The following is a 21425-nucleotide window of genomic DNA, read 5'->3' on the forward strand; positions in this document are numbered from 1 at the left end:
TGTTTGCATAGAGCAAACGATCAGAGTATAATAGACGGGAACAAGCATTCCTATTTCAACAAGGATTTCCTATTGATATTATCGGGAAATCTCGACATATAGTTTAGAATATCTATTTTAGATGATAAGGGTGATGTTGGGCAATGAGTGATATTGTCGTCAGTACCAATCCGTTCGAGCTTTTATCGGAATATACGCCACAGGGCGACCAGCCCAAAGCGATCACGGAGCTGGTAGAAGGACTCGAGCAAGGCAAGAAACACCAGACTTTGCTTGGGGCAACGGGTACGGGAAAGACGTTTACCATTGCGCAGACGATTGCCAAGGTAAACCGTCCGACGCTGGTAATTGCCCACAACAAGACGCTGGCAGCCCAGCTGGCGAGCGAATTCAAGGAGTTTTTTCCTAACAATTCGGTGGACTATTTTGTCAGTTACTATGATTATTATCAGCCGGAAGCCTATATCCCTTCGTCTGATACTTATATTGAGAAGGATTCCAGCATTAACGAGGAAATCGACAAGCTGCGGCACTCCGCGACCAGCTCGCTGTTTGAACGCCGTGACGTGATCATCGTGGCCAGCGTGTCCTGCATCTACGGCCTCGGTTCGCCGATGGAGTATTCAAGCTTGCTGCTGTCGCTGCGGGTTGGCATGGAGAAGCCGCGCAACCAGATTCTGTCGCGGCTTGTGGACATTCAATATCAGCGCAATGACATTAACTTCGTGCGGGGGACGTTCCGCGTTCGCGGCGACGTGATTGAGATCTTTCCCGCCTCGAAGGGCGAGTCGGCCGTACGTGTGGAGCTTTTCGGGGATGAGATCGAGCGGATTACCGAAATCGATGTGCTGACAGGCGAGCTGATCGGCGAACGCGACCATATTGCGATTTTCCCGGCTTCTCACTTCGTGACCAAGGAAGAAACGATGCGGGTAGCTCTTGTGAATATTGAGAGGGAACTGGAAGAGCGGCTTGAATATTTGCGTTCCGAAGGCAAACTCCTCGAGGCGCAGCGCCTGGAACAACGCACGCGCTATGATATCGAAATGATGAAGGAAGTCGGCTTCTGCTCCGGCATCGAGAACTATTCCGGACCGCTGACGTTCCGGGAACCGGGATCCACGCCGTATACGCTCATGGATTATTTCCCTGACGATATGCTGATTGTGGTGGACGAATCCCACGTGACGCTGCCGCAGATCCGTGCGATGTACAACGGTGACCGCGCGCGCAAGACGGTGCTCGTCGACCACGGCTTCCGCTTGCCGTCCGCTTTGGATAACCGGCCTCTCAAGTTTGAGGAATTCGAAGACAAGGTCAACCAGATCGTATATGTATCGGCTACGCCGGGGCCTTACGAAATGGAGCACTGCGACACGATGGTCGAGCAGATCATCCGTCCGACGGGACTGCTTGATCCGGTAATCGAGGTACGGCCGACCGAAGGGCAGATCGATGACCTGATTGGCGAAATTCGTGATCGGATCGATCGGGATGAGCGGGTGCTGGTCACCACCTTGACCAAGAAGATGGCCGAGGACCTAACGGATTATCTGAAGGAGATCGGCATCAAGGTCCGGTATCTGCATTCGGACATTAAGACGCTGGAGCGCATGGCTATTCTGCGCGATCTGCGTCTGGGTGTATTCCATGTGCTCATCGGGATTAACCTGCTCCGGGAAGGCTTGGACCTGCCGGAGGTATCCCTTGTAGCCATACTGGACGCCGACAAGGAAGGCTTCTTGCGTTCCGAGCGCTCGCTGATCCAGACCATTGGACGGGCGGCGCGGAACTCCGAGGGCTTCGTACTCATGTACGGCGACAAGATTACCGACTCGATGGACAGCGCCATCAAAGAAACGGCCCGCCGCCGTACCCTGCAGATCGCCTATAACGAGAAGCACGGCATTACGCCGCAGACGATCCGCAAGAAGGTGCGCGATGTCATTGAGGCGACCAAAGTGGCGGAGACGAAGGCGGATTACCTGACAGGAGCCGCCGGCAAGCTGTCGAAGAAGGAGCGCCAGTCTGTAATTCAGCGCCTGGAGGCAGAAATGAAGGAAGCGGCGAAGAATCTCCAGTTCGAACGCGCCGCCGAGCTTCGGGATGCGCTGCTGGAACTGAAGGCCGAATAAGGATGAAGACATATCGAAGGGAACGGCCAGTTATCGGGTCGTTCTCTTTGTGGATATAAAGTGGCTTTAGAATTTTTGTATTTTCGGATAAGCTTAGCCTCAGTGAATGAGGAGCTTACCGAACCCCAATTAGATTTCATAAAGCTCGCGAACAAAATCAATTTTTGAAATGCGCTTTATGAACTGAAGGAGATGAACGAGCTTTGGCGAGTGAAAACATCGTAATCAAAGGTGCAAGGGCTCATAACCTGAAAAATATCGATATTACCATCCCGCGGGACAAGTTTGTCGTGCTAACCGGGCTCAGCGGATCGGGCAAATCCTCGTTGGCGTTTGATACGATTTACGCCGAAGGCCAGCGCCGCTACGTCGAGTCGCTGTCCGCGTATGCGCGTCAATTTTTGGGTCAGATGGAGAAGCCGGATGTCGACTCAATCGACGGATTGTCACCGGCGATTTCGATCGACCAGAAAACAACCAGCCGCAACCCGCGTTCGACGGTGGGAACCGTGACGGAGATCTACGATTACTTGAGACTGCTGTTCGCACGGATCGGGCATCCGCATTGTCCGGAGCACGGCATTGAGATTACGTCCCAGACGGTAGAACAAATGGTGGACCGGATCATGTCCTATCCGGAGAAGACGAGACTGCAGCTGCTCGCGCCCCTGATCTCGGGACGCAAAGGGGAGCATAAATCCCTTTTTGCCGACGTGGCCAAACAGGGTTTCGTACGCGTTCGCGTCAATGGCGAGCTGCGCGATCTGTCCGAGAGCATTGAGCTGGAGAAGAATAAGAAGCATACGATCGAGGTTGTCGTTGACCGGATCGTCATCAAGGAAGGCGTGGAAGCGCGCCTTGCCGATTCGATCGAAACGGCGCTCAAGCTATCTGGCGGCCAGCTGCTGGTAGACCTGATGGGCGAGGAGGAGCTGCGTTTCAGTTCCAACTTTGCCTGCCCGATCTGCGGCTTCAGCATGGAAGAGCTGTCTCCGCGGATGTTCTCGTTCAACAGCCCGTTCGGCGCTTGTACGCGGTGCGACGGGCTCGGCGTAAAGATGATCGTCGATCCGGATCTGCTTATACCGGATACCGAGAAGTCTATCGAAGAAGGGGCATTTCTCGCATGGACGGGCAGCACGTCCAACTATTATCCGCAATTCTTAAGCTCGGTATGCGAGCATTACCATATACCCCAGGACGTTCCGGTCAGCCAGCTGAAGAAGGAAGATATGGACAAGCTGCTGTATGGAACGGGCAATCAGAAGGTGCGCTTCCGCTACGAGAATGATTTTGGTCAGCGGAAAGAGGCATTCGTGGTATTCGAGGGCGTCATTCCGAATTTGGAGCGCCGCTACCGCGAGACCGCTTCGGAGGGAATCCGCGAGTTTATTGAAAACTTCATGAGCGCCAAGCCGTGCGAAGTCTGCAAAGGCCACCGTTTGAAGAAGGAAGTGCTCGCCGTCACGGTGAATGACAGCAACATTGCCGATGTAACGAGCTTGTCTATTGGCGAAGCGATGAAGAAGTTCGATACCCTTGAACTGAGCGAGAAAGAGCGCTCCATTGCGAATCTGATCCTGAAGGAAATCAACAGCCGGCTGGGCTTCCTCGTCAATGTCGGTTTGGAGTATCTGACGCTGAGCCGTGCCGCCGGTACGCTTTCGGGGGGCGAAGCACAGCGGATTCGGTTGGCTACACAGATCGGTTCGAGCCTGATGGGCGTCTTATATATCCTCGACGAACCGAGCATCGGGCTGCATCAGCGTGATAACGACCGTCTGATCGCCACGCTGGAGCATATGCGGAATCTGGGCAATACGCTCATTGTCGTTGAACATGACGAGGACACGATGATGGCAGCCGACTATATCATCGATATCGGACCGGGTGCAGGGATTCACGGGGGCCGGGTCATTGCCCAGGGAACGCCAAAACAGATTATGGAGGATCCGAACTCCTTGACCGGTCAGTATTTGAGCGGACGCAAGTTCATTCCGGTCAATACGAAACGGAGAAAGCCGGATGACCGCTGGCTCGAAATCCGCGGGGCGAAGGAGAATAACCTGAAGAACCTGAACGTCAAAATCCCGATCGGTGTTTTCTCGGCAGTGACCGGTGTATCGGGATCAGGCAAATCTACGCTGGTTAATGAAATTTTGTATAAAACGCTGGCGAAAGAGCTTAATAAAGCGGTAAAGGTCAGACCGGGAGCGCACAAGGAAATCCGCGGACTCGAACATCTGGACAAGGTCATCGATATTGACCAATCACCGATCGGGCGTACGCCGCGTTCGAACCCTGCGACCTATACAGGCGTGTTCGACGATATCCGCGACATTTACGCACAAACGAACGAAGCGAAGATTCGGGGCTACAAGAAGGGACGTTTTAGCTTCAACGTGAAGGGCGGACGCTGCGAGGCTTGCCGCGGAGACGGCATCATCAAAATCGAAATGCACTTCCTGCCGGATGTGTACGTGCCTTGCGAAGTTTGCAAGGGCAAACGGTATAATCGTGAGACGCTTGAGGTCAAATATAAGGGCCAAAGCATCTCGGATGTGCTGGAGATGACCGTGGAAGACGCCACGGAATTTTTCAAGAACATACCGAAGATTCATCGGAAGCTGCAGACGCTGCTGGATGTGGGTCTCGGATATGTTACGATGGGGCAGCCGGCCACGACGCTTTCCGGTGGCGAGGCACAGCGCGTGAAGCTGGCTTCCGAGCTGTACCGCCGCAGTACGGGCAAAACGCTGTATATTCTCGATGAGCCGACGACAGGACTTCACGTAGATGATATTGATCGTCTGCTTACCGTCCTGCACCGGCTGGTAGATTCAGGTGAATCCGTGCTTGTAATCGAGCACAACCTGGACGTGATCAAGACGGCCGATTATTTGATCGACCTCGGTCCGGAAGGCGGCAGCGGCGGCGGTACGATCATTGCGACCGGCACCCCGGAGCAGATCGTGAAAGTGGAAGAATCCTATACCGGCAAGTACCTCAAACCGGTGCTGGAGCGGGATACGGCCCGCACCGAAGCGCTGAAGGTCGGCAGCTGAACCATGCCGGATTGAAGTGAAGCCCCTCTCAGGAGGGGCTTTTTCAATAGATAAGAAAGTATACACATCCGTGGGTATGCATTCGTCTTGTCGCGCAGCAAATGCAGGAATACAGAACATATTTCCGGCAAGACAGGGTAATACTATATAAAAAGATACAAAACAACTATCCAAATATAGGCAATTTTATGACAATTTCAATTTTTTCCGGGGGAAGTCTTGCATCTAACCCTGTGGAAGGATAACATGTAGAGAGATATGTAAAATTGAGCGAAGACATAGAGGAGGTCCAATCATGTTGCTTGCAGAAGCTGCTGCATCGGCTGCATCTAAATTCAATACGTTTGATATTTTCATGATCCTGTTCACGCTGCTTATTCTCATCGGAACGATCCGTCTCATGACGCAGCCCGTTAAGAACAAGTTTGCAATCGGATTCAGCATTGTTTGCCTTCTTGTATTCCTTGCATCCGATTTTGCCATGGTTCAGAACTGGATGAGCTAGGAAGAGCGAAAGAATCGAATTCTACAAGCTAATGAAGACACCTTACGCCTCGGCGCTGCAAGGGGTCTTTTTTATTTGCGCCGGAACGGCTTAAAGACGGTTTGGATCCGTTGTACCCCGCCTTCATAGATAGGCAGAAGTTAGCTTGTAGTATAGCATCAGACTTACCTGAAGTTCGTCGAATGATGGGGCGGCATACTCTCAAAAGATAGGGCTTACGAGCAATTGTACAGTTGCTGAATGTGTGATAAAGTGGGCTAAGATTCAGGAGATGGACTCCAATAATGTCTATAAATAGAAAAATAAGGCTAGGTGAGCAAATGAAGCCTATCGGGAAAAAGAGGGTTGCTTTACTGTTCTGCAGTCTGATGCTGCTGAGCGGGGCGGCGGAGGCCGGAGCGCAAAGCGCGGTGAAACCATCAACAGGTGCCAAGACGAAATTAACGGCTGCTGCAGCCGCCAAAAGCCAGAAAAACGCGGTCAGCACGAAGGTACAGGTTCCCGTAGATCCGGTGCCGCAAATTGTGAAGAATGTATCTCCGTCGGTTGTCGGCATTATCGGCCGTTCCACGGACCCGGCGGATAAGACGGCGGCGAACCGCAACAATCTGGCGCACGGCACGGGCGTCATTATCAAGCCGAACGGCTGGATCGTGACCAATGCCCATGTGGTGAACGGGCTGCAAAGCACGGTCGTGGTTACTTCCGACGGCAAAACCTATAAAATTACGGATACATATGTGGATGAAACCAGTGATCTGGCTTTGATCAAAATCAACGCTTCCAACCTGCAGCCTGCGGTACTCGCAAAATCCGCGCAAAGCGCGCAGGTTGGCGAGAAAGTGGTGGCGATCGGCACGCCGGTTTCCTTTTCCTTTCGCAATTCGGCAACGGTGGGCGTGGTCAGCGGTTTGAACCGGGCCATCAATGCCTCATACCGGTTGATCCAAAGTGATACGGCTATTAATCCAGGCAACAGCGGCGGACCGCTCGTCAACATGAAGGGCGAGGTGCTTGGGATCAACAGCATGAAGTTCGCGGCGGTAGGCGTGGAGAACATGGGCTTTTCTATTCCCGCTGAAACGGTGCAGTACGTTATCCAGCAGCTGCTGAAATATGGGGAAGTGAAACGGGCAAGCCTTGGCTTCAGCATGGAAGAGAGCTGGTCTGCCATCGTGGGACTGCCTACGGATGACCCTCTGACCATTACGAAAGTCATCTCCGATGAAGCCAAAAAGGCGGGCATTCAAGAAAATGATGTCCTCTACAGTATTAATGGCAAACGGGTAACCTCGGTCGTGGACATTAATGAAATGTTCAAATCGTATATGCCGGGGCAGACCGTCAATCTTCTGATGCAAAGCGACGGAGATATCGTGACACGCAAGCTTGTGCTTTCGCAGGACAGCGGGACAGATGAGAATATGGCTGCCGATGCCGCAGAAGCTGACGGGGATGAATTTTAATGGGGAAGAAGGGACATGCTCGGATGAAGAGGAACGCGCTACTCAAAGTGGGCTCTGCGCTTTTGGCGTGCAGCGTCATGTTCGGAGTTGCTGTGCCAGCCTGGGCGGATGATGCGGCAGTGGACAAGCTGTTATTTAAAGTGAAGGCAGGCAGCACGTCTGCCATGATGAACTGGGCATCGGAAAAGATCGTCAAGCCATATAGCGATCACGGAACCATCATGGTGCCTCTTGGCCTTTTTAAACGGACCTTTGGCAGTGAAGTGCGGCTCGAGAGTACGAATGTCGTGAAAGTCATGTATGGCGCGCATACCGTCTCTATGACGATTGGCAGCCACACGGCATGGGTGGATGGACGCAAAGTGAAGCTTGAGGCTGCTCCGGCGATGGTCTCCGGTACATTGATGGTGCCGCTGCGATTGGTCGCAGAGGGCATTGGAGCGAGCGTGGCTATAGAAAGCACCGGCTCGATCGCTGTAAGCCTAACCCCTTCTGCATCAGATGAGACTTGGGATAACGAAGATGTGGGCATCGATACGGATTTGGGCAAGACGAAGATCGGCAACAGCTATTATGAATGGTCGATGAACTATCCGAGCGGCCTGATTCTTGGCAGCGGGGAACTGGATGAGAGCATCGTGTCGTTCGGCGATGCCGAAGACACCTATTATTTTGAAGTTCATGCGGCGGATCAGGATGTGAAGCTGGGTGCCGATGAGCTTCTGGCCATGCTGGTGGAAGACGCTAAGGATGCAGGGGAAATCGTGGTTGACCGGGAAAGTTTTCCGCAGGCGAAGGTGCCTTATGCGCGCATCATTGTCAAAGACGGTGATGGTACCTTCTGGGAAAGCCGCATGTACTATAACCATGACCGCATCTACGAAGTGTACTTTGCCGATCTGAAGGCAACGAATTATAAGGATCTTAAGAAGTACGCCGGATTATTGAACTCCTTCAGCACAGGCTATAACGGAGGGGATAAGAGGGTCAAGGATTTGTCTACCGTGAAGAACGGCATGCGCAGCGAATATAGCGATGATTACGGCATTTCCCTTCAAGTGCCTGCAGGATGGAGCGTAGACAATACGAACATGTATTACGAGAGCAAGGGCGGCAGCTATTTGAGCCTGAACGTGTCCTCTTCGCCAAAAGGCACCAGCCTTGCGCAGTGGGGCGAAGAGCTGCAGACCTGGCTGAAGGAATCGTTCGTGCCGGATGCGTATCAGATCGTCAGCACCTCTCCCATGGAGGTCTCCGGCGAACAGGGACTCATGAATGAAGTCAGATATAACTACGGCGACGGCTGGATCACGGAATACGAGGTCATGCTGCTCCATAACGGATACCGCTATTATGCCGAGTACGCCGTGCCGGATACACATAAAGAGGATTTGAACAAATTTAAGGATCTGATGAGCTCGATCGATATCGACTTTGACGTCGTGTCGGATACTTTCGGCAACATGGAGGAGGATGCATTCCTCATCAACAGGTCGAAGACGACGACGAAAGTATCCAAAGCCTTTGGGTACCAGATCAGCATTCCGCAATATTGGACAGCCAATCAGGATAAATTCGAAAAGTCTCCGGTCGAATACCAATTCGTAGGCGGACGGTTTCGGATTACGGCCGACAAGTCCACCTCGATGGACGCCACGGTCAATCAATTAAAAACGTATTATGCGGACACTGCGAAATACCAGAAGGACCTTAAGCTCGAGAAAACCGAAAACATCACCTTTGCAGGTGAGCCGGCCGTATCGCTGACGCTGCATCAGGTAAAGGATGGCATTCCGTACAGCTCGCGCCAGATCGTGCTTCAAAAGAATGACATTGTCTACACGCTCAGTACGTCATTGAACGACGCGAATGCAACGGCTTCGCAGCGGGATGCGCTGGAGCAGACGCTGAAATCTTTTGCCTGGACGCCGTCCAAATAAACGTAATTGGATTGGATTCACCGGCTATAATACTTTCTTAATATGGTTTTACAAAATAAGATCAGGCCGGTTAACCGGCCTGATCTTATTTACTTAGGAGCTTGCTTGGTCTGCCGCATGCATCGGAGACCGCCTTGAGCTCCATCCGGACAGGACGAAGACGGCGATGATAGCGATGATCACGCCGATCGCACCGAACCAGGTGATCGAAGCCAGTGAAGCATGGGTCACGATCAAACCGCCCATTGCGGCGCCGACAGCCATGGACAGCTGCATGGTGGACTGATTCAGGCTCAGCATGACGCCAGCGGATTCCGGAGCCAGCGAGACCAGGTTGAACTGCTGGGTTGGACCGGAGGACCACGCTGCAAAAGACCAGAGAAGCAAAAAGGCAAAGATCGCAGCGACAGAGTGCCCGGCGAAGGAAAGCAGGATCAGCGATATGATATGGAGCAGCATCCCCGATATAAGCGTAAACGTCACGCCCCGCTTATCTGTGCTGTAACCTCCAACCTTGGAACCGATCAGGCTGGCAATGCCGAACGCAAGCAGAGCCGTACTAAGCAAGGATTCATGTAAATGGCTTACTTCAAGCAAATACGGGGAGATGTAAGTATAAGCGAGCGAGTATCCTCCCAACCAGAAAAAGGTAATGGCCAGCGCGATTGCGACTTGAGGTCTTTTGAGTAATGCGAACTGCTTCAGCAGCGGAACGGGCTTGTCGCCTTTCATGCGCGGGATGGCCGCGGCAATCACAAACATCGCGAGCACACCGACCAGTGCAATCGCCAGGAATACGGCTTTCCAGCCGAATGCGTCAGACACCATTCTGCCGAGCGGAACGCCGATAATGAGCGATGCGGTGAAGCCCATCGTGACGGTAGCGATGGAACTGGCTTGCTTGCCGGGAGGAGCCACGGCCGCGGCCATACTGAGCGCAGTCACGATGACCATGCCTGCACCTAACGCCATGAGGATGCGAGCTGCGATAAAGAGTTTGAATCCAGGCAGAGCGAATGACAGCAGATTGGCCGCGATGAAGAGCCCAAGCGAGTATAGCAAAAGCTTCTTACGGTCCCATTTGGCGGTGGCCGCCATCAGAACCGGGGTTCCGATCGCGTAAGCAAGAGAATATACCGTAATAAGCTGGCCTGCTGCTGCGACGCTGGTGCCCAGAGAGACGGCAATCCGGTCCAGAATACCGGAAATGATATATTGGGATGTCCCTACCAGAAAGCTGATGAGGGCAAGAACATAAACCTTCCATGTGTTTCCCATGTTTTCACACTCCTTCACTATTCTTGAAACAACTATATTTTTAAGAATATCGAAATATAAACTAAAAAAACTACTCCAGCAGATAAGGAGCGTATTTAGAGGCCACTTCCTTGTCCAAGCTGTAATAGATGAAGGTTCCCTCCTTGCGGGAAGTCAGCAGTCCGGACTCTGCCATTTGCTTCAGGTGATGAGACAAGGTCGAGATGGCTACGCTCTGGAGTTTGTCTCCAAGTTTGGAGCAGCATTGGTCGCCTTCGTTTTTGAGAAGCAGAGCAATTTTGAGACGGGTGGGTTCTCCCAGCGCTTTATATATTTTAACGGCCTGCAATTGATCCTGCTGTGTTTTCATGCTGTTCCAACCTCCCTGGCAATGGTTATATTTCGATATTTGTAGAAATAATGTAACATAGGAATGCGGATACGTATAGCAACTGCAAAAGATCATACGATTTTCTGAAACTCTTGAAAAATGAGGTTGCAGGAATGAATATACGGTAGAAGGATCGTCTGATGTCTGGTACACTAGATAGGTTAAAGCGGAGGTCAGGAATAAGCACCGCTTGGCGGAAAAGAACCAATGACAGCCGGCTCGCCGGTTTGGGAGGATATAGATGGATACAAAAGCATTACGTAGGGAAGATGTGGAGCTGCTGGCACCGGCCGGAGATTGGGACTGCATGCGTGCAGCGGTTGCCAATGGGGCGGACGCTATCTTTTTCGGGGTGGAAAAGTTCAATGCCCGCGCACGTGCCAACAATTTTTTGATGGCCGAGCTCCCGGAAATTATGGCCTTCTTGCACAGTTATGGCGTGAAGGGATTTTTGACGTTTAACATTCTGGTGTTTGAGAACGAATTGGAGGATGCCAAGGAACTGATCGATGCCTGCATCGACGCAGGTGTGGACGCGGTTATCGTGCAGGATTTGGGACTTGTGAAGCTGATCCGCGAAATCTCGCCGGACTTCCCGATCCACGGCTCCACACAGATGACGATTACGTCGCCGGAGGCGGTGGAGTTCACGAAGCCTTGGGGCATGGAACGCGTCGTTCTGGGCCGGGAAAACAATCTCAAGCAGATTCAAAAGATCGGCGAGCAGGCCAAACTGCCGATGGAAGTGTTCGTGCATGGCGCGCTGTGCGTTTCTTATTCGGGCCAGTGCCTGACCTCAGAAATGTGGGGCGGACGCTCGGCGAACCGCGGCGAGTGCGCGCAGGCCTGCCGCCTGCCGTACGACCTGATGGTGGACGGCGAGCAGAAGCCGATGGGAGACGTCGCGTATTTGCTCTCTCCGAAGGACCTGGCAGCCATCGACCTGATGCCTGAGCTGATTGAGGCAGGAGTGACTTCGTTCAAAATCGAAGGCCGCCTCAAGAGCCCGGAATACGTGGCCAACGTGGTCAGCAAGTACCGGAAGGCAATCGACCGCTATTTCGAAGGCGACCAGACGAAACCGAGCGAGGAGGAAATGCGCGAGCTGCAGCAGAGCTTCTCACGCGGCTTCACGCACGGCTTCCTGGAGGGGACCAACAATAAGAAGCTGGTGGACGGCACCTTTCCGAAAAGCCGCGGCGTGTACGTGGGACGCGTCGAGCAGATCCTGCGCGACGGCGTGGTGTGCAAGATTGAGGCGCCGCTGAAGCGCGGCGACGGCATCGTATTCGACGCCGGCGATCCGACGAAGAAGGAAGAGGGCGGACGCATTTACGATCTTCGCCGCAAGGGCGTGAAGCTTGAAGGGGAAGCGGGCGAAGGCTGGATCGTGGATATCGTTCCGGGCCGCAGCGACGTCGACCTGCAGAAGGTCCACGTGGGCGACCGCATCTGGAAGACGAACGACCCGGCGCTCGACAAGCGCCTGCGTCAGACTTATGAGACCGAGAAGCCGTACCGGGTCTTCCCGGTTCATGTGAAGGCATTCGGCCATGCCGGCGGCCTGCTGACCACGGTCTGGACCGATGTGCAGAAGGGCACGACGGTCCAGGTGGATTCGGAGCTGGAACTGGAAGTCGCCAAGAAACGGCCGATGGATTACGCGCTCCTCGAGGAGCAGTTCGGCCGTTTAGGGGGCACCGTGTTCCAGCTGGAGCAGCTGGACGTCGACCTGCAAGGCGACGTCATCGTGCCGATGCGCGAGCTGAACAGCATCCGCCGCCGAGCGGTGGAGCTGCTCGAAGGCGAGCGGCCGAAGCCGCCCGTCTACGTGAAACGGGCGGCCACGGTGTACGGCGATGCGGCGCACAGCGCAGCGCCGGTTGCCCGCGGTGAGGCGAAGCTCACCGCGCTGTGCCGCAGCCTCCCGCAGGTGGAGGCTGCACTGGAAGCCGGCGTAGAATTCATATACGCCGACTTCGAGTTCATCAAGCAGTTCAAGGAAGCGGTGGAGACCGTTCGTGCCGCCGGCAAGCGGATCGCGCTCGTGACTCCGCGCATCCATATGCCGATCGAGAACGGCATCCACAAGAACATCCTGCGCCTCCAGCCGGACGCCGTGCTGGTGCGCAATACCGGCGCGCTGTACTTCTACCTGCGCGAACGGATGCTGAACCCGGATGCCAAGCATCCGCAGCTGATTGGCGATTTCTCGCTGAACATCGCGAACCATAAGGCGGTGGACCTGTTCCTCGAAGCCGGCTGCGACGTCGTCACGCCGTCTTACGACCTGAACATCCAGCAGATGGTCGATCTGCTCGGACGCTCGGATACGTCGCGGATGGAAGTCGTCATTCATCAGCATCTGCCGATGTTCCATACCGAGCACTGCGTGTACTGTACCTTCCTCAGCGAAGGCACGGACTACACCAACTGCGGCCGTCCTTGCGAAGAGCACCGCGTCTCGCTGCAGGACCGCATCGGCATGTCCCACCCGGTACGGGTGGACGAAGGCTGCCGCAACACGGTGTACAACGCCATCGAGCAGTCCGGCGCCGAGTACCTGACCAACTTCATGGAGCTGGGCGTGGCCAACTACCGCGTCGAGTTCCTCGAGGAAACGCCGGAGCAGGTGCATGAAGTCATCGATCTCTACAAGCGCGCCCTGCGCGGCGAGATCAGCGGCACGCAGGTGTGGAAGACATTGAAAGCAACCAACCAGCTTGGGGTAACCCGGGGGCAGTTGGTGAAATAGATGGTGAGATAACCATTAATAGACCCTTGATGGGCTCGCGGTTGCGAGCTGTCAGGGGTCTTATTACGTTCTGAATGCGTTTATCCGATCTTCAAAAATGGTATTTACTATTATCTACAGCGATGATACAATTTGTATCGTAATGATACGAAGGTTAGATTTAAAATAGTCACATATCATCCAATACACGCTTTTAATACATAGTCTGTTACGGAACCATCCGATATACCCAATCGAGTTTTTGTCCTGTTTTCTTTACCCCATCCAAGCGTAGGCTGCGGTCCATGTCACTTTATCATTGAATTAGGGGGCATTTATGAAAGCGATCATTTTAGCCGGCGGCACGGGATCACGCTTGTATCCGTTAACCAAGGTAACCAACAAGCATCTCCTGCCCGTAGGCAAATATCCGATGATTTTTCATTCGGTCTCGAAGCTGAAGCAGGCGGGGCTTACCGATATTCTCGTCGTCACCGGCAAGGAGCATATGGGAGATGTCGTAAGCCTGCTGGGAAGCGGCAAGGAAATGGGGGTTCAGTTTACCTATAAGGTTCAGGATGAAGCGGGAGGAATCGCCCAGGCGCTTGGCTTGTCCGAGCAGTTCGTCGGCGGGGAGCAAATGGTGGTGATATTGGGGGATAACGTCTTTGAGGAAGATATCACGCCATTCGTGGAAAAGTTCCGCATGCAAAAAAACGGTGCCAAAATCCTCATCCAGGAGGTGCAGGACCCGTGCCGCTTCGGGGTACCGGAGCTGCAGGGGGAACATATCCTTTCCATTGAGGAAAAGCCGCAGCAGCCCAAGAGCCAATATGCGGTGACGGGAATATATATGTTTGACAGCCAGGTGTTTGACATTATTCGGACGCTGCAGCCTTCGGCAAGGGGCGAACTGGAAATCACCGACGTCAACAATTCATATATTAAACGTAACGAGCTGACTTTCGACGTGCTGAAAGGCTGGTGGACGGACGCCGGCACGCATGCCTCCTGGTCCAAGGCCAATGAACTGGCGCAAGGCATCGAGTTCAGCGAGGAGTTTGGCAAGTTCAAACTGTAGAAGGAGACGGGAGGAGCATAAATGAAGGTTACTCATTTAGCTTTGGAAGGCGCGTGCCTGCTTGAGCCTGTTGTTCATGGGGACAGCCGGGGCTTTTTTTTGGAAAGCTACAAGGAAGCGGCTTTGGAGGAGCAGGGCATTTCCTTGAGCTTTGTTCAGGACAATCAGTCCTTATCTGCAGATCCTGGGGTCCTTCGCGGACTTCACTACCAGCTGAACCCCAAAGCGCAGACCAAGGTCGTCCGCGTCACAAGGGGAGCCATTTACGATGTGATCGTGGATGTCCGCCGCAGTTCGCCCACCTTCGGTCAATGGGTAGGGGTTATTTTAAGCGAGTACAATCATCGTCAGCTTCTGGTGCCGAGGGGATTTGCGCATGGCCTGTGCACGCTCGTGCCGAATACCCAAGTATTGTATAAAGTGGACGAATACTATTCCCCTGAGCATGATCGCGGCATATTATGGAACGACCCGGCGCTCGGAATTGATTGGCCCGTGCCCAATCCGATTCTTTCGGACAAAGACCAGCGTCACCCGCTTCTGAAGGATGCGGAGCTGAATTTCGGTTAGGAGGCCGCTTCTCTCATGAAACTTCTTGTTACCGGCGGTGCCGGATTTATCGGCAGTAATTTTATTTTATACATGCTTCGGAAGTATCCCGAAGCGGAAGTCATCAATGCCGATTCACTAACATATGCAGGCAATTTGGAGAATTTGAAGGAGATCGAGAGCGATCCCAGATACACGTTTTCCAAAACGGATATTACGGATGCGGGGGCAATCAACTCGTTATTTTCCCAAGGGATCGACGTCGCGGTGAATTTCGCGGCTGAATCCCACGTGGATCGGAGCATCCTGCAGCCGGACGTTTTCGTCCGAACGAACGTGCTCGGCACGCAGGTGCTGCTGGACGCGGCGAAGAAATATGGCATCGCCAAGTATGTCCAGGTATCCACCGATGAGGTGTACGGCACCCTTGGGGATACCGGACTGTTCACGGAGCTCACGCCGCTTGCGCCTAACAGCCCTTACTCGGCGAGCAAAGCCGGCGGAGACCTGTTGGTTCGTGCGTATTATGAAACATACGGCTTGCCGGTCAACATTACGCGATGCTCGAATAACTACGGTCCCTACCAGTTTCCCGAAAAATTGATTCCGCTGATTATTTCGCGTGCGCTCGCCGATCAGCCGCTGCCCATATACGGCGATGGCATGAACGTCCGGGACTGGCTCTACGTGGAAGACCATTGCAGTGCGATCGATTTGGTCATCCGCCAGGGACGAAACGGTGAGGTATACAATATTGGCGGCCACAACGAGCGAACCAATCTACAGATCGTCAGGACAATTTTGCAGGAGCTGGGCAAACCGGAGTCGCTGATTACGTATGTCCAGGACCGTCCCGGACATGACCGCCGTTATGGAATCGATCCGACCAAATTAACGCAGGAGCTGGGCTGGAGGCCGAAGCATCATTTTGAGACGGGAATCAAGGAGACCATCCGGTGGTACCTGGATCATGAGGATTGGTGGACGCGGATTCAATCAGGAGCGTATCAGGATTATTATGCCCAGCAGTACGGCCAGCGGTTGGGAGATGTCTGAATGAAGGTGCTGGTGACCGGAGCTAACGGACAATTGGGTAGAGATATGGCAGCCGTTCTGCTAAAAGCAGGGTATGAGGTTCGCGGCAGCGGACGCGCGGAGCTGGATATCACGAGTGAGGAGCAGTGCATGCAGGCCATTACGGACTTTCATCCGGATGCGGTCATCCACTGCGCCGCCTACACCGCGGTGGATCAAGCGGAGGGCGATGCGGACGAAGCCTACCGCGTTAACGCTGACGGAACGAGAAATATCACGGTGGCTGCCGAATCGGTCGGGGCTAAAATGATATTTATCAGCACGGATTATGTTTTTAGCGGACGTTCCGCTTTACCCTACAGGGAATATGACGATACCGATCCCCAAGGCGTATATGGCAAATCGAAGCGAGCAGGCGAATGGCTGGTGCAGACGCTGTCATCGCGCTATTTTATCGTTAGGACCTCGTGGGTGTACGGCAAGTACGGAAACAACTTCGTCAAAACGATGCTCCGCCTGGGCCAAGAAAAGCCCCTCGTTCAGGTTGTTCATGATCAGAAAGGCTCCCCGACGTATACAATGGATTTGGCCGAATTTCTTCTGCAGCTGGTTCCGACGTGTAAATATGGGATATACCATGCGTCAAATGCGGGAGACTGCACGTGGTTCGAGTTTGCGCAGGCAATTTTTGAGGAAGCGAGAGAAGCGGGCTTAACGGTAACCGCCAAACTCGAACCGTGTACAACAGCCCAGTTTCCAAGGCCTGCCCCCCGGCCGGCCAACTCAGTGATGGATCATCAATCGATCCGGACCCATGGTTTTCAGGATTTGAGGCATTGGCGCGATGGGCTCAGAGAATTTATTAATGAGATAAAATAAATCATTCATAGCATGAATCGAATGTCTCCTGCAGGTTTGGGAGATTTTTTTTCGCCGATTTCGCGGTGCGGCATAGCGACTGCCTTCCGGCAAAGCACCGAATTTCCTGGCTATGGTTTCGACCCCAATTCCCCCCTCGTTTGACCTACCAACCTACCGGGTAAATCCTTAGTAAAAGGTGCATCTTGTATCTTATATAAAACCAAGACGCCGCAAAGGATGTGAACCTCATGCGAAAATGGATCGCACTTCTGCTGCTGGTAGGGGCAGCCGGGCTGTTGTTCTGGGCACCGCGGAGCAGCTCGGAGGAGTCAACCGGCGGTTTTACGGATTATAAAGTGATTTCCCATGCCATGGGCGGAATAAACGATCATGCGTACACCAATTCCTACGAGGCCTTTATCGCTAACTACGAGAAAGGGAACCGCGTGTTTGAGGTGGATCTGCTGCTGACGGAAGACGGCAAGCTCGTCGCCAGGCATGAGTGGACCCAGCATATGACAGAGCTGCTGCAGCAGGAGGACAAGCTCCCGAAAGAGCGCCAGGCGGTGCGGCTGAGCTACGAGGAGTTCAAGCAGAGCAAAATTCTCGGCGCATACGATCCGCTCAGCTGGTCGGACATTATGGATTTGATGGAGCGTTACCCGGATATCTACATCGTGACGGACACGAAAGAGCAGGAGCCGGAGGACATGAAGCTGGAGCTTTCCTTGCTGGTGGATTCGGCCAAAGCGCGGGATCCGCAGCTTTTGGAGCGTGTGGTACCGCAGATTTACAATCAACCGATGCTGGGCACGGTCGAAGGGATCTATGAATTTCCTTCCATAATCTATACGCTGTACGCGACCGAGGATACGGATGAAGAAGTCATTGATTTTGTGTCCAAGCATTCCATTGAAGCGGTGACGATCCCGGAGCAGAGGGTGACCCGCGCATTTCTGTCCAAGCTTAAAAAGGCAGGCGTCGCCTCTTACGTGAACACGATTAATGAGAACGCCGATGCCGGCAAACTGAAGCGGATGGGGGCAAGCGGAGTGTATTCGGATTTTCTGACGGAAAAAGAGATCGGATCCACGAGCTGGCTGTATGCGCTGGGCATGCAGTCGAATAGTGAACAGTAGTGGCGGAGATAGATATGCTTCCATTTCGGGGCATATCTTTTTTTTGCGAAGCTGGAAATTCCATAAAATTGTTCGTATCCCATGCGAACAACAAATTGACACTCTACCCTCGCTGTCATAGACTAGATTTATGAAGAAAAGTCGTGGAGGAATGACGTTTGAAGCAGATGATTAAACCATGGAGACATGTCTTTAAGCTGGACCCGGACCGGGAGATTGACGATCAGGCGCTGGAAGCGGTATGCATGTCCGGAACCGATGCCATTATGGTCGGCGGATCAAGCGGCGTCACGTATGACAATACGGTGGATTTGCTGTCGCGGGTGCGCCGGTATGAGCTTCCATGCGTGCTGGAGGTATCCAATCTGGAGATGATCGTGCCAGGCTTTGACCTGTACATGATTCCGATGGTGATGAACACCGCCGATCCCATGTGGATCACAGGTCAGCACCAACGGGCCGTGGAGGAATACGGCTATATGATTCCGTGGGATCTGCTCGTTCCCGAAGGCTATGTTATTCTGAACGCCGAGTCCACGGTAGCGCGGATGACCAGCGCCCAAACGGAGCTTGATGCCGCAGGGGCTGCAGCCTATGCGCAGGTAGCGGACAGGCTGATGTCGCTGCCGGTGGTATATGCCGAATATAGCGGCCGATTCGGAGACATGGACACGGTGAAGAAGATGCATCAGTCCGTGAACACGGCCAAGCTGTTTTACGGCGGCGGCATCGTGGACGCGGAAACCGCGGCGCAAGCGGCGGCGGTCTGCGATACGATCGTGGTCGGAAACGTGGTATACGATAACTTGAAACAGGCGCTGCTCACCGTCAAAGCCGTGAAATAATCGGCGGAGCAAACCAAACACATTCAGGAAGGAGCATGCGCGCATGCAACCGATTGATATACAACAGGCTATTAAAAAATTGAATCCGCCACAGCAGCAGGCCGTCGAAGCGACGGAAGGACCGCTGCTGATCCTGGCCGGAGCGGGAAGCGGCAAGACGCGGGTGCTGACGCACCGCATTGCCTATCTGATCGCCACCCGCAAAGCCCCTCCTTGGGGCATTTTGGCGATTACCTTTACCAATAAGGCGGCGCGCGAGATGCAGGAGCGGGTGACCAAGCTGGTCGGCGGCGAAGGCCGCGACATCTGGGTATCCACGTTCCACTCCATGTGCGTGCGCATTCTCCGCAAGGACATCGACCGGATCGGCTTTAACTCCAACTTTACGATATTGGATTCGACCGACCAGCTGTCCCTTGTCCGGAACTGCATGAAGGATCTGAACCTGGACACGAAAAAGTTCGAGCCGAAAGCCGTGCTTTCCCTGATCAGCACCGCGAAGAACGAACTGATCACGCCTGCCCAGTATGAGCAGAAAGCCGGCGATTATATCGAGAGCATTGCCGCCCGGGTGTACACGCTGTACCAGCGCCGCATGAAAAGCAACAACTCGCTCGACTTCGACGATTTGATCATGGCGACCATTCAGCTGTTTAAGGAAGTGCCGGAGGTTCTGGACTTCTACCAGAAGAAGTTCCAATACATCCACGTCGACGAATATCAGGATACCAACCGTGCGCAGTACATGCTCTGCCGGATGCTGGCTGACGGCCATCACCGGATCTGCGTGGTCGGGGACAGCGACCAGTCCATCTACCGCTGGCGGGGGGCAGACATCAGCAACATCCTCAACTTTGAGGAGGATTATCCGGAAGCACGGACGATCATGCTCGAACAGAACTACCGTTCAACCTCCACCATTCTGAATGCGGCGAACGAAGTCATTAAGCAGAATGGCGGACGCAAGCCGAAGAAGCTGTGGACGGACAAAGATGGCGGTGACAAGATCAAGGTGTACCGCGCCGATTCGGAGCATGATGAGGGCTACTTTGTCACCTCAGAGATCAACAAGAACGTGGAATCGGGCAAGTCCTATCAGGATCATGCCATTTTGTATCGTACCAATGCCCAGTCGCGGGTCATCGAGGAAATTTTGATCAAGTCGGATATTCCGTACCAGATCGTTGGGGGCATCAAGTTCTATGATCGCAAAGAGATCAAGGACATCCTCGGCTATCTGCGCCTGATCTCCAACCCGGACGATGATCTCAGCTTGACTCGTGTCATCAATGTGCCGAAAAGAGGCATCGGCGATACGAGCGTGGCTAAACTAAGCGCGGCGGCTGCCGAGCGGGGTGTGTCGATTTTTCAGGTGCTTGCGGTTGTCGACGATCTTGGCTTTGCCGGCAAGACGCGCAATGCGCTCGTCGAGTTCTATGACATGATCGCTGCCCTGAACCAGATGGTAGAGTATCTATCCGTCACCGAGCTCACGGAGAAAATACTGGAGATGAGCCAATACCGCATCGATATGCAGCGGGAAAACACGATCGAATCGCGGTCTCGTCTGGAGAACATCGACGAGTTCCTGTCCGTAACGATGGAATTCGAGAAGAATAACGACGACAAGTCGCTCGTCTCCTTCCTGACGGATCTCGCCCTGATCGCTGATATCGATTCGGTGAACGACGAGGATGAGGACAAGTCGGATGCGGTCATCCTCATGACCATGCACAGCGCCAAAGGCTTGGAGTTCCCGGTTGTGTTCATCGTGGGAATGGAGGAGGGCGTGTTCCCTCACAGCCGCGCATTCCAGGACAACGAAGAGCTTGAGGAGGAGCGGCGCCTGGCTTATGTGGGCATCACGCGGGCCGAGAAGCAGCTGTTCCTTACATGCGCGCAGATGCGTACTTTGTTCGGACGCACGACGGCGAATCCTCCATCACGCTTCCTGGATGAGATCCCCGAAGAGCTCAAAGAGGAAACGGGTGTAGCGCGCGACCGTTACCGCCGCGGCGGCAGCATCGGCGGCTCGTATGGCGGACGCGGATTCGGCAGCGGAAGCGGAAGCAACTTCGGGCGCAGCGCAGGGAACTCGTCTTTGAGCGGCTCGACCGCAACGGCATCCGGCTCGCAGGCCAAGGTGACCGTGACGACCTCCATGCCGCATAAGGCGGCAGCCGTTGGCAGCAATGCGGACCCGGACGCGCTTAAGGCGGGCGATAAAGTATCGCATGGCAAATGGGGAACGGGCACGATCGTATCCGTCAAAGGCACGGGCAACGATACCGAGCTGCAAATTGCTTTCCCGGCACCTGTCGGCGTGAAGCGACTGCTTGCCGGGTTTGCGCCGATCACGAAAGTGGAAGGCTAGAATGATAGGAACGCTGGCAGGTTTATAGGGAAGACGATGAGTCATCCA

At 53.9% G+C, this 21425-nt stretch carries 15 protein-coding genes; 13 read left to right on the plus strand and 2 right to left on the minus strand.

Going from position 1 to position 21425, the window contains the following annotated elements:
- Window positions 1–143 precede the first annotated feature (143 nt).
- The 5 genes from uvrB to ACTHPM_RS18510 all read left to right on the plus strand — a co-directional run bounded on the left by uvrB (window position 144) and on the right by ACTHPM_RS18510 (window position 9111).
- On the plus strand, window positions 144–2135 hold the full coding sequence (gene uvrB, locus ACTHPM_RS18490; protein WP_440396288.1) for an excinuclease ABC subunit UvrB: 1992 nt from the start codon (window positions 144–146) through the stop codon (window positions 2133–2135).
- 203 nt (window positions 2136–2338) lie between these two features.
- Entirely contained in the window at window positions 2339–5200 is a 2862-nt protein-coding gene (uvrA, locus tag ACTHPM_RS18495; RefSeq protein ID WP_440396287.1) for an excinuclease ABC subunit UvrA, read from the plus strand.
- 295 nt (window positions 5201–5495) lie between these two features.
- Complete coding sequence (locus ACTHPM_RS18500; protein WP_440396286.1) at window positions 5496–5705, plus strand: hypothetical protein; 210 nt, start codon at window positions 5496–5498, stop codon at window positions 5703–5705.
- 320 nt (window positions 5706–6025) lie between these two features.
- Window positions 6026–7171, plus strand: a complete 1146-nt coding sequence (locus ACTHPM_RS18505; protein ID WP_440396285.1) for a S1C family serine protease — start codon at window positions 6026–6028, stop codon at window positions 7169–7171.
- A 23-nt stretch (window positions 7172–7194) separates the two neighbouring features.
- Window positions 7195–9111: a copper amine oxidase N-terminal domain-containing protein gene (locus ACTHPM_RS18510; protein WP_440396284.1), complete on the plus strand. Its 1917-nt coding sequence runs from the start codon at window positions 7195–7197 to the stop codon at window positions 9109–9111.
- 93 nt (window positions 9112–9204) lie between these two features.
- On the opposite strand, the gene ACTHPM_RS18515 is transcribed toward ACTHPM_RS18510, so the two are convergent.
- Window positions 9205–10389, minus strand: a complete 1185-nt coding sequence (locus ACTHPM_RS18515; RefSeq protein ID WP_440396283.1) for an MFS transporter — start codon at window positions 10387–10389, stop codon at window positions 9205–9207.
- A 70-nt stretch (window positions 10390–10459) separates the two neighbouring features.
- The gene (locus tag ACTHPM_RS18520) at window positions 10460–10738 is read right to left on the minus strand and encodes an ArsR/SmtB family transcription factor (RefSeq protein WP_440396281.1); all 279 of its coding nucleotides are present in this window, start codon (window positions 10736–10738) and stop codon (window positions 10460–10462) included.
- Between the two features lie 262 nt (window positions 10739–11000).
- Between ACTHPM_RS18520 and ACTHPM_RS18525 the strand changes: the two genes are divergently transcribed.
- From ACTHPM_RS18525 to pcrA, 8 genes are all read left to right on the plus strand, one after another.
- Window positions 11001–13514 carry a DUF3656 domain-containing U32 family peptidase gene (locus ACTHPM_RS18525; RefSeq protein ID WP_440396280.1) on the plus strand — a complete coding sequence of 838 codons (2514 nt, stop codon included), beginning with the start codon at window positions 11001–11003 and terminating at the stop codon, window positions 13512–13514.
- A 316-nt stretch (window positions 13515–13830) separates the two neighbouring features.
- Window positions 13831–14574, plus strand: coding sequence for a sugar phosphate nucleotidyltransferase (locus ACTHPM_RS18530; protein WP_440396279.1), 744 nt, complete (start codon window positions 13831–13833; stop codon window positions 14572–14574).
- A gap of 21 nt (window positions 14575–14595) precedes the next feature.
- On the plus strand, window positions 14596–15144 hold the full coding sequence (gene rfbC, locus ACTHPM_RS18535) for a dTDP-4-dehydrorhamnose 3,5-epimerase (RefSeq protein ID WP_440396278.1): 549 nt from the start codon (window positions 14596–14598) through the stop codon (window positions 15142–15144).
- Between the two features lie 15 nt (window positions 15145–15159).
- On the plus strand, window positions 15160–16179 hold the full coding sequence (gene rfbB, locus ACTHPM_RS18540) for a dTDP-glucose 4,6-dehydratase (protein ID WP_440396277.1): 1020 nt from the start codon (window positions 15160–15162) through the stop codon (window positions 16177–16179).
- Complete coding sequence (rfbD, locus tag ACTHPM_RS18545) at window positions 16180–17037, plus strand: dTDP-4-dehydrorhamnose reductase (protein WP_440396276.1); 858 nt, start codon at window positions 16180–16182, stop codon at window positions 17035–17037.
- A 230-nt stretch (window positions 17038–17267) separates the two neighbouring features.
- The gene (locus ACTHPM_RS18550; RefSeq protein WP_440396275.1) at window positions 17268–18158 is read left to right on the plus strand and encodes a phosphatidylinositol-specific phospholipase C/glycerophosphodiester phosphodiesterase family protein; all 891 of its coding nucleotides are present in this window, start codon (window positions 17268–17270) and stop codon (window positions 18156–18158) included.
- A gap of 167 nt (window positions 18159–18325) precedes the next feature.
- Complete coding sequence (locus tag ACTHPM_RS18555; protein WP_440396801.1) at window positions 18326–19003, plus strand: heptaprenylglyceryl phosphate synthase; 678 nt, start codon at window positions 18326–18328, stop codon at window positions 19001–19003.
- Between the two features lie 43 nt (window positions 19004–19046).
- Window positions 19047–21377 carry a DNA helicase PcrA gene (gene pcrA, locus ACTHPM_RS18560; protein ID WP_440396274.1) on the plus strand — a complete coding sequence of 777 codons (2331 nt, stop codon included), beginning with the start codon at window positions 19047–19049 and terminating at the stop codon, window positions 21375–21377.
- Window positions 21378–21425: the final 48 nt, after the last annotated feature.

The organism is Paenibacillus sp. SAFN-054 (assembly GCF_051966755.1).
Classification (GTDB): Bacteria; Bacillota; Bacilli; order Paenibacillales; family Paenibacillaceae; genus Paenibacillus_AQ.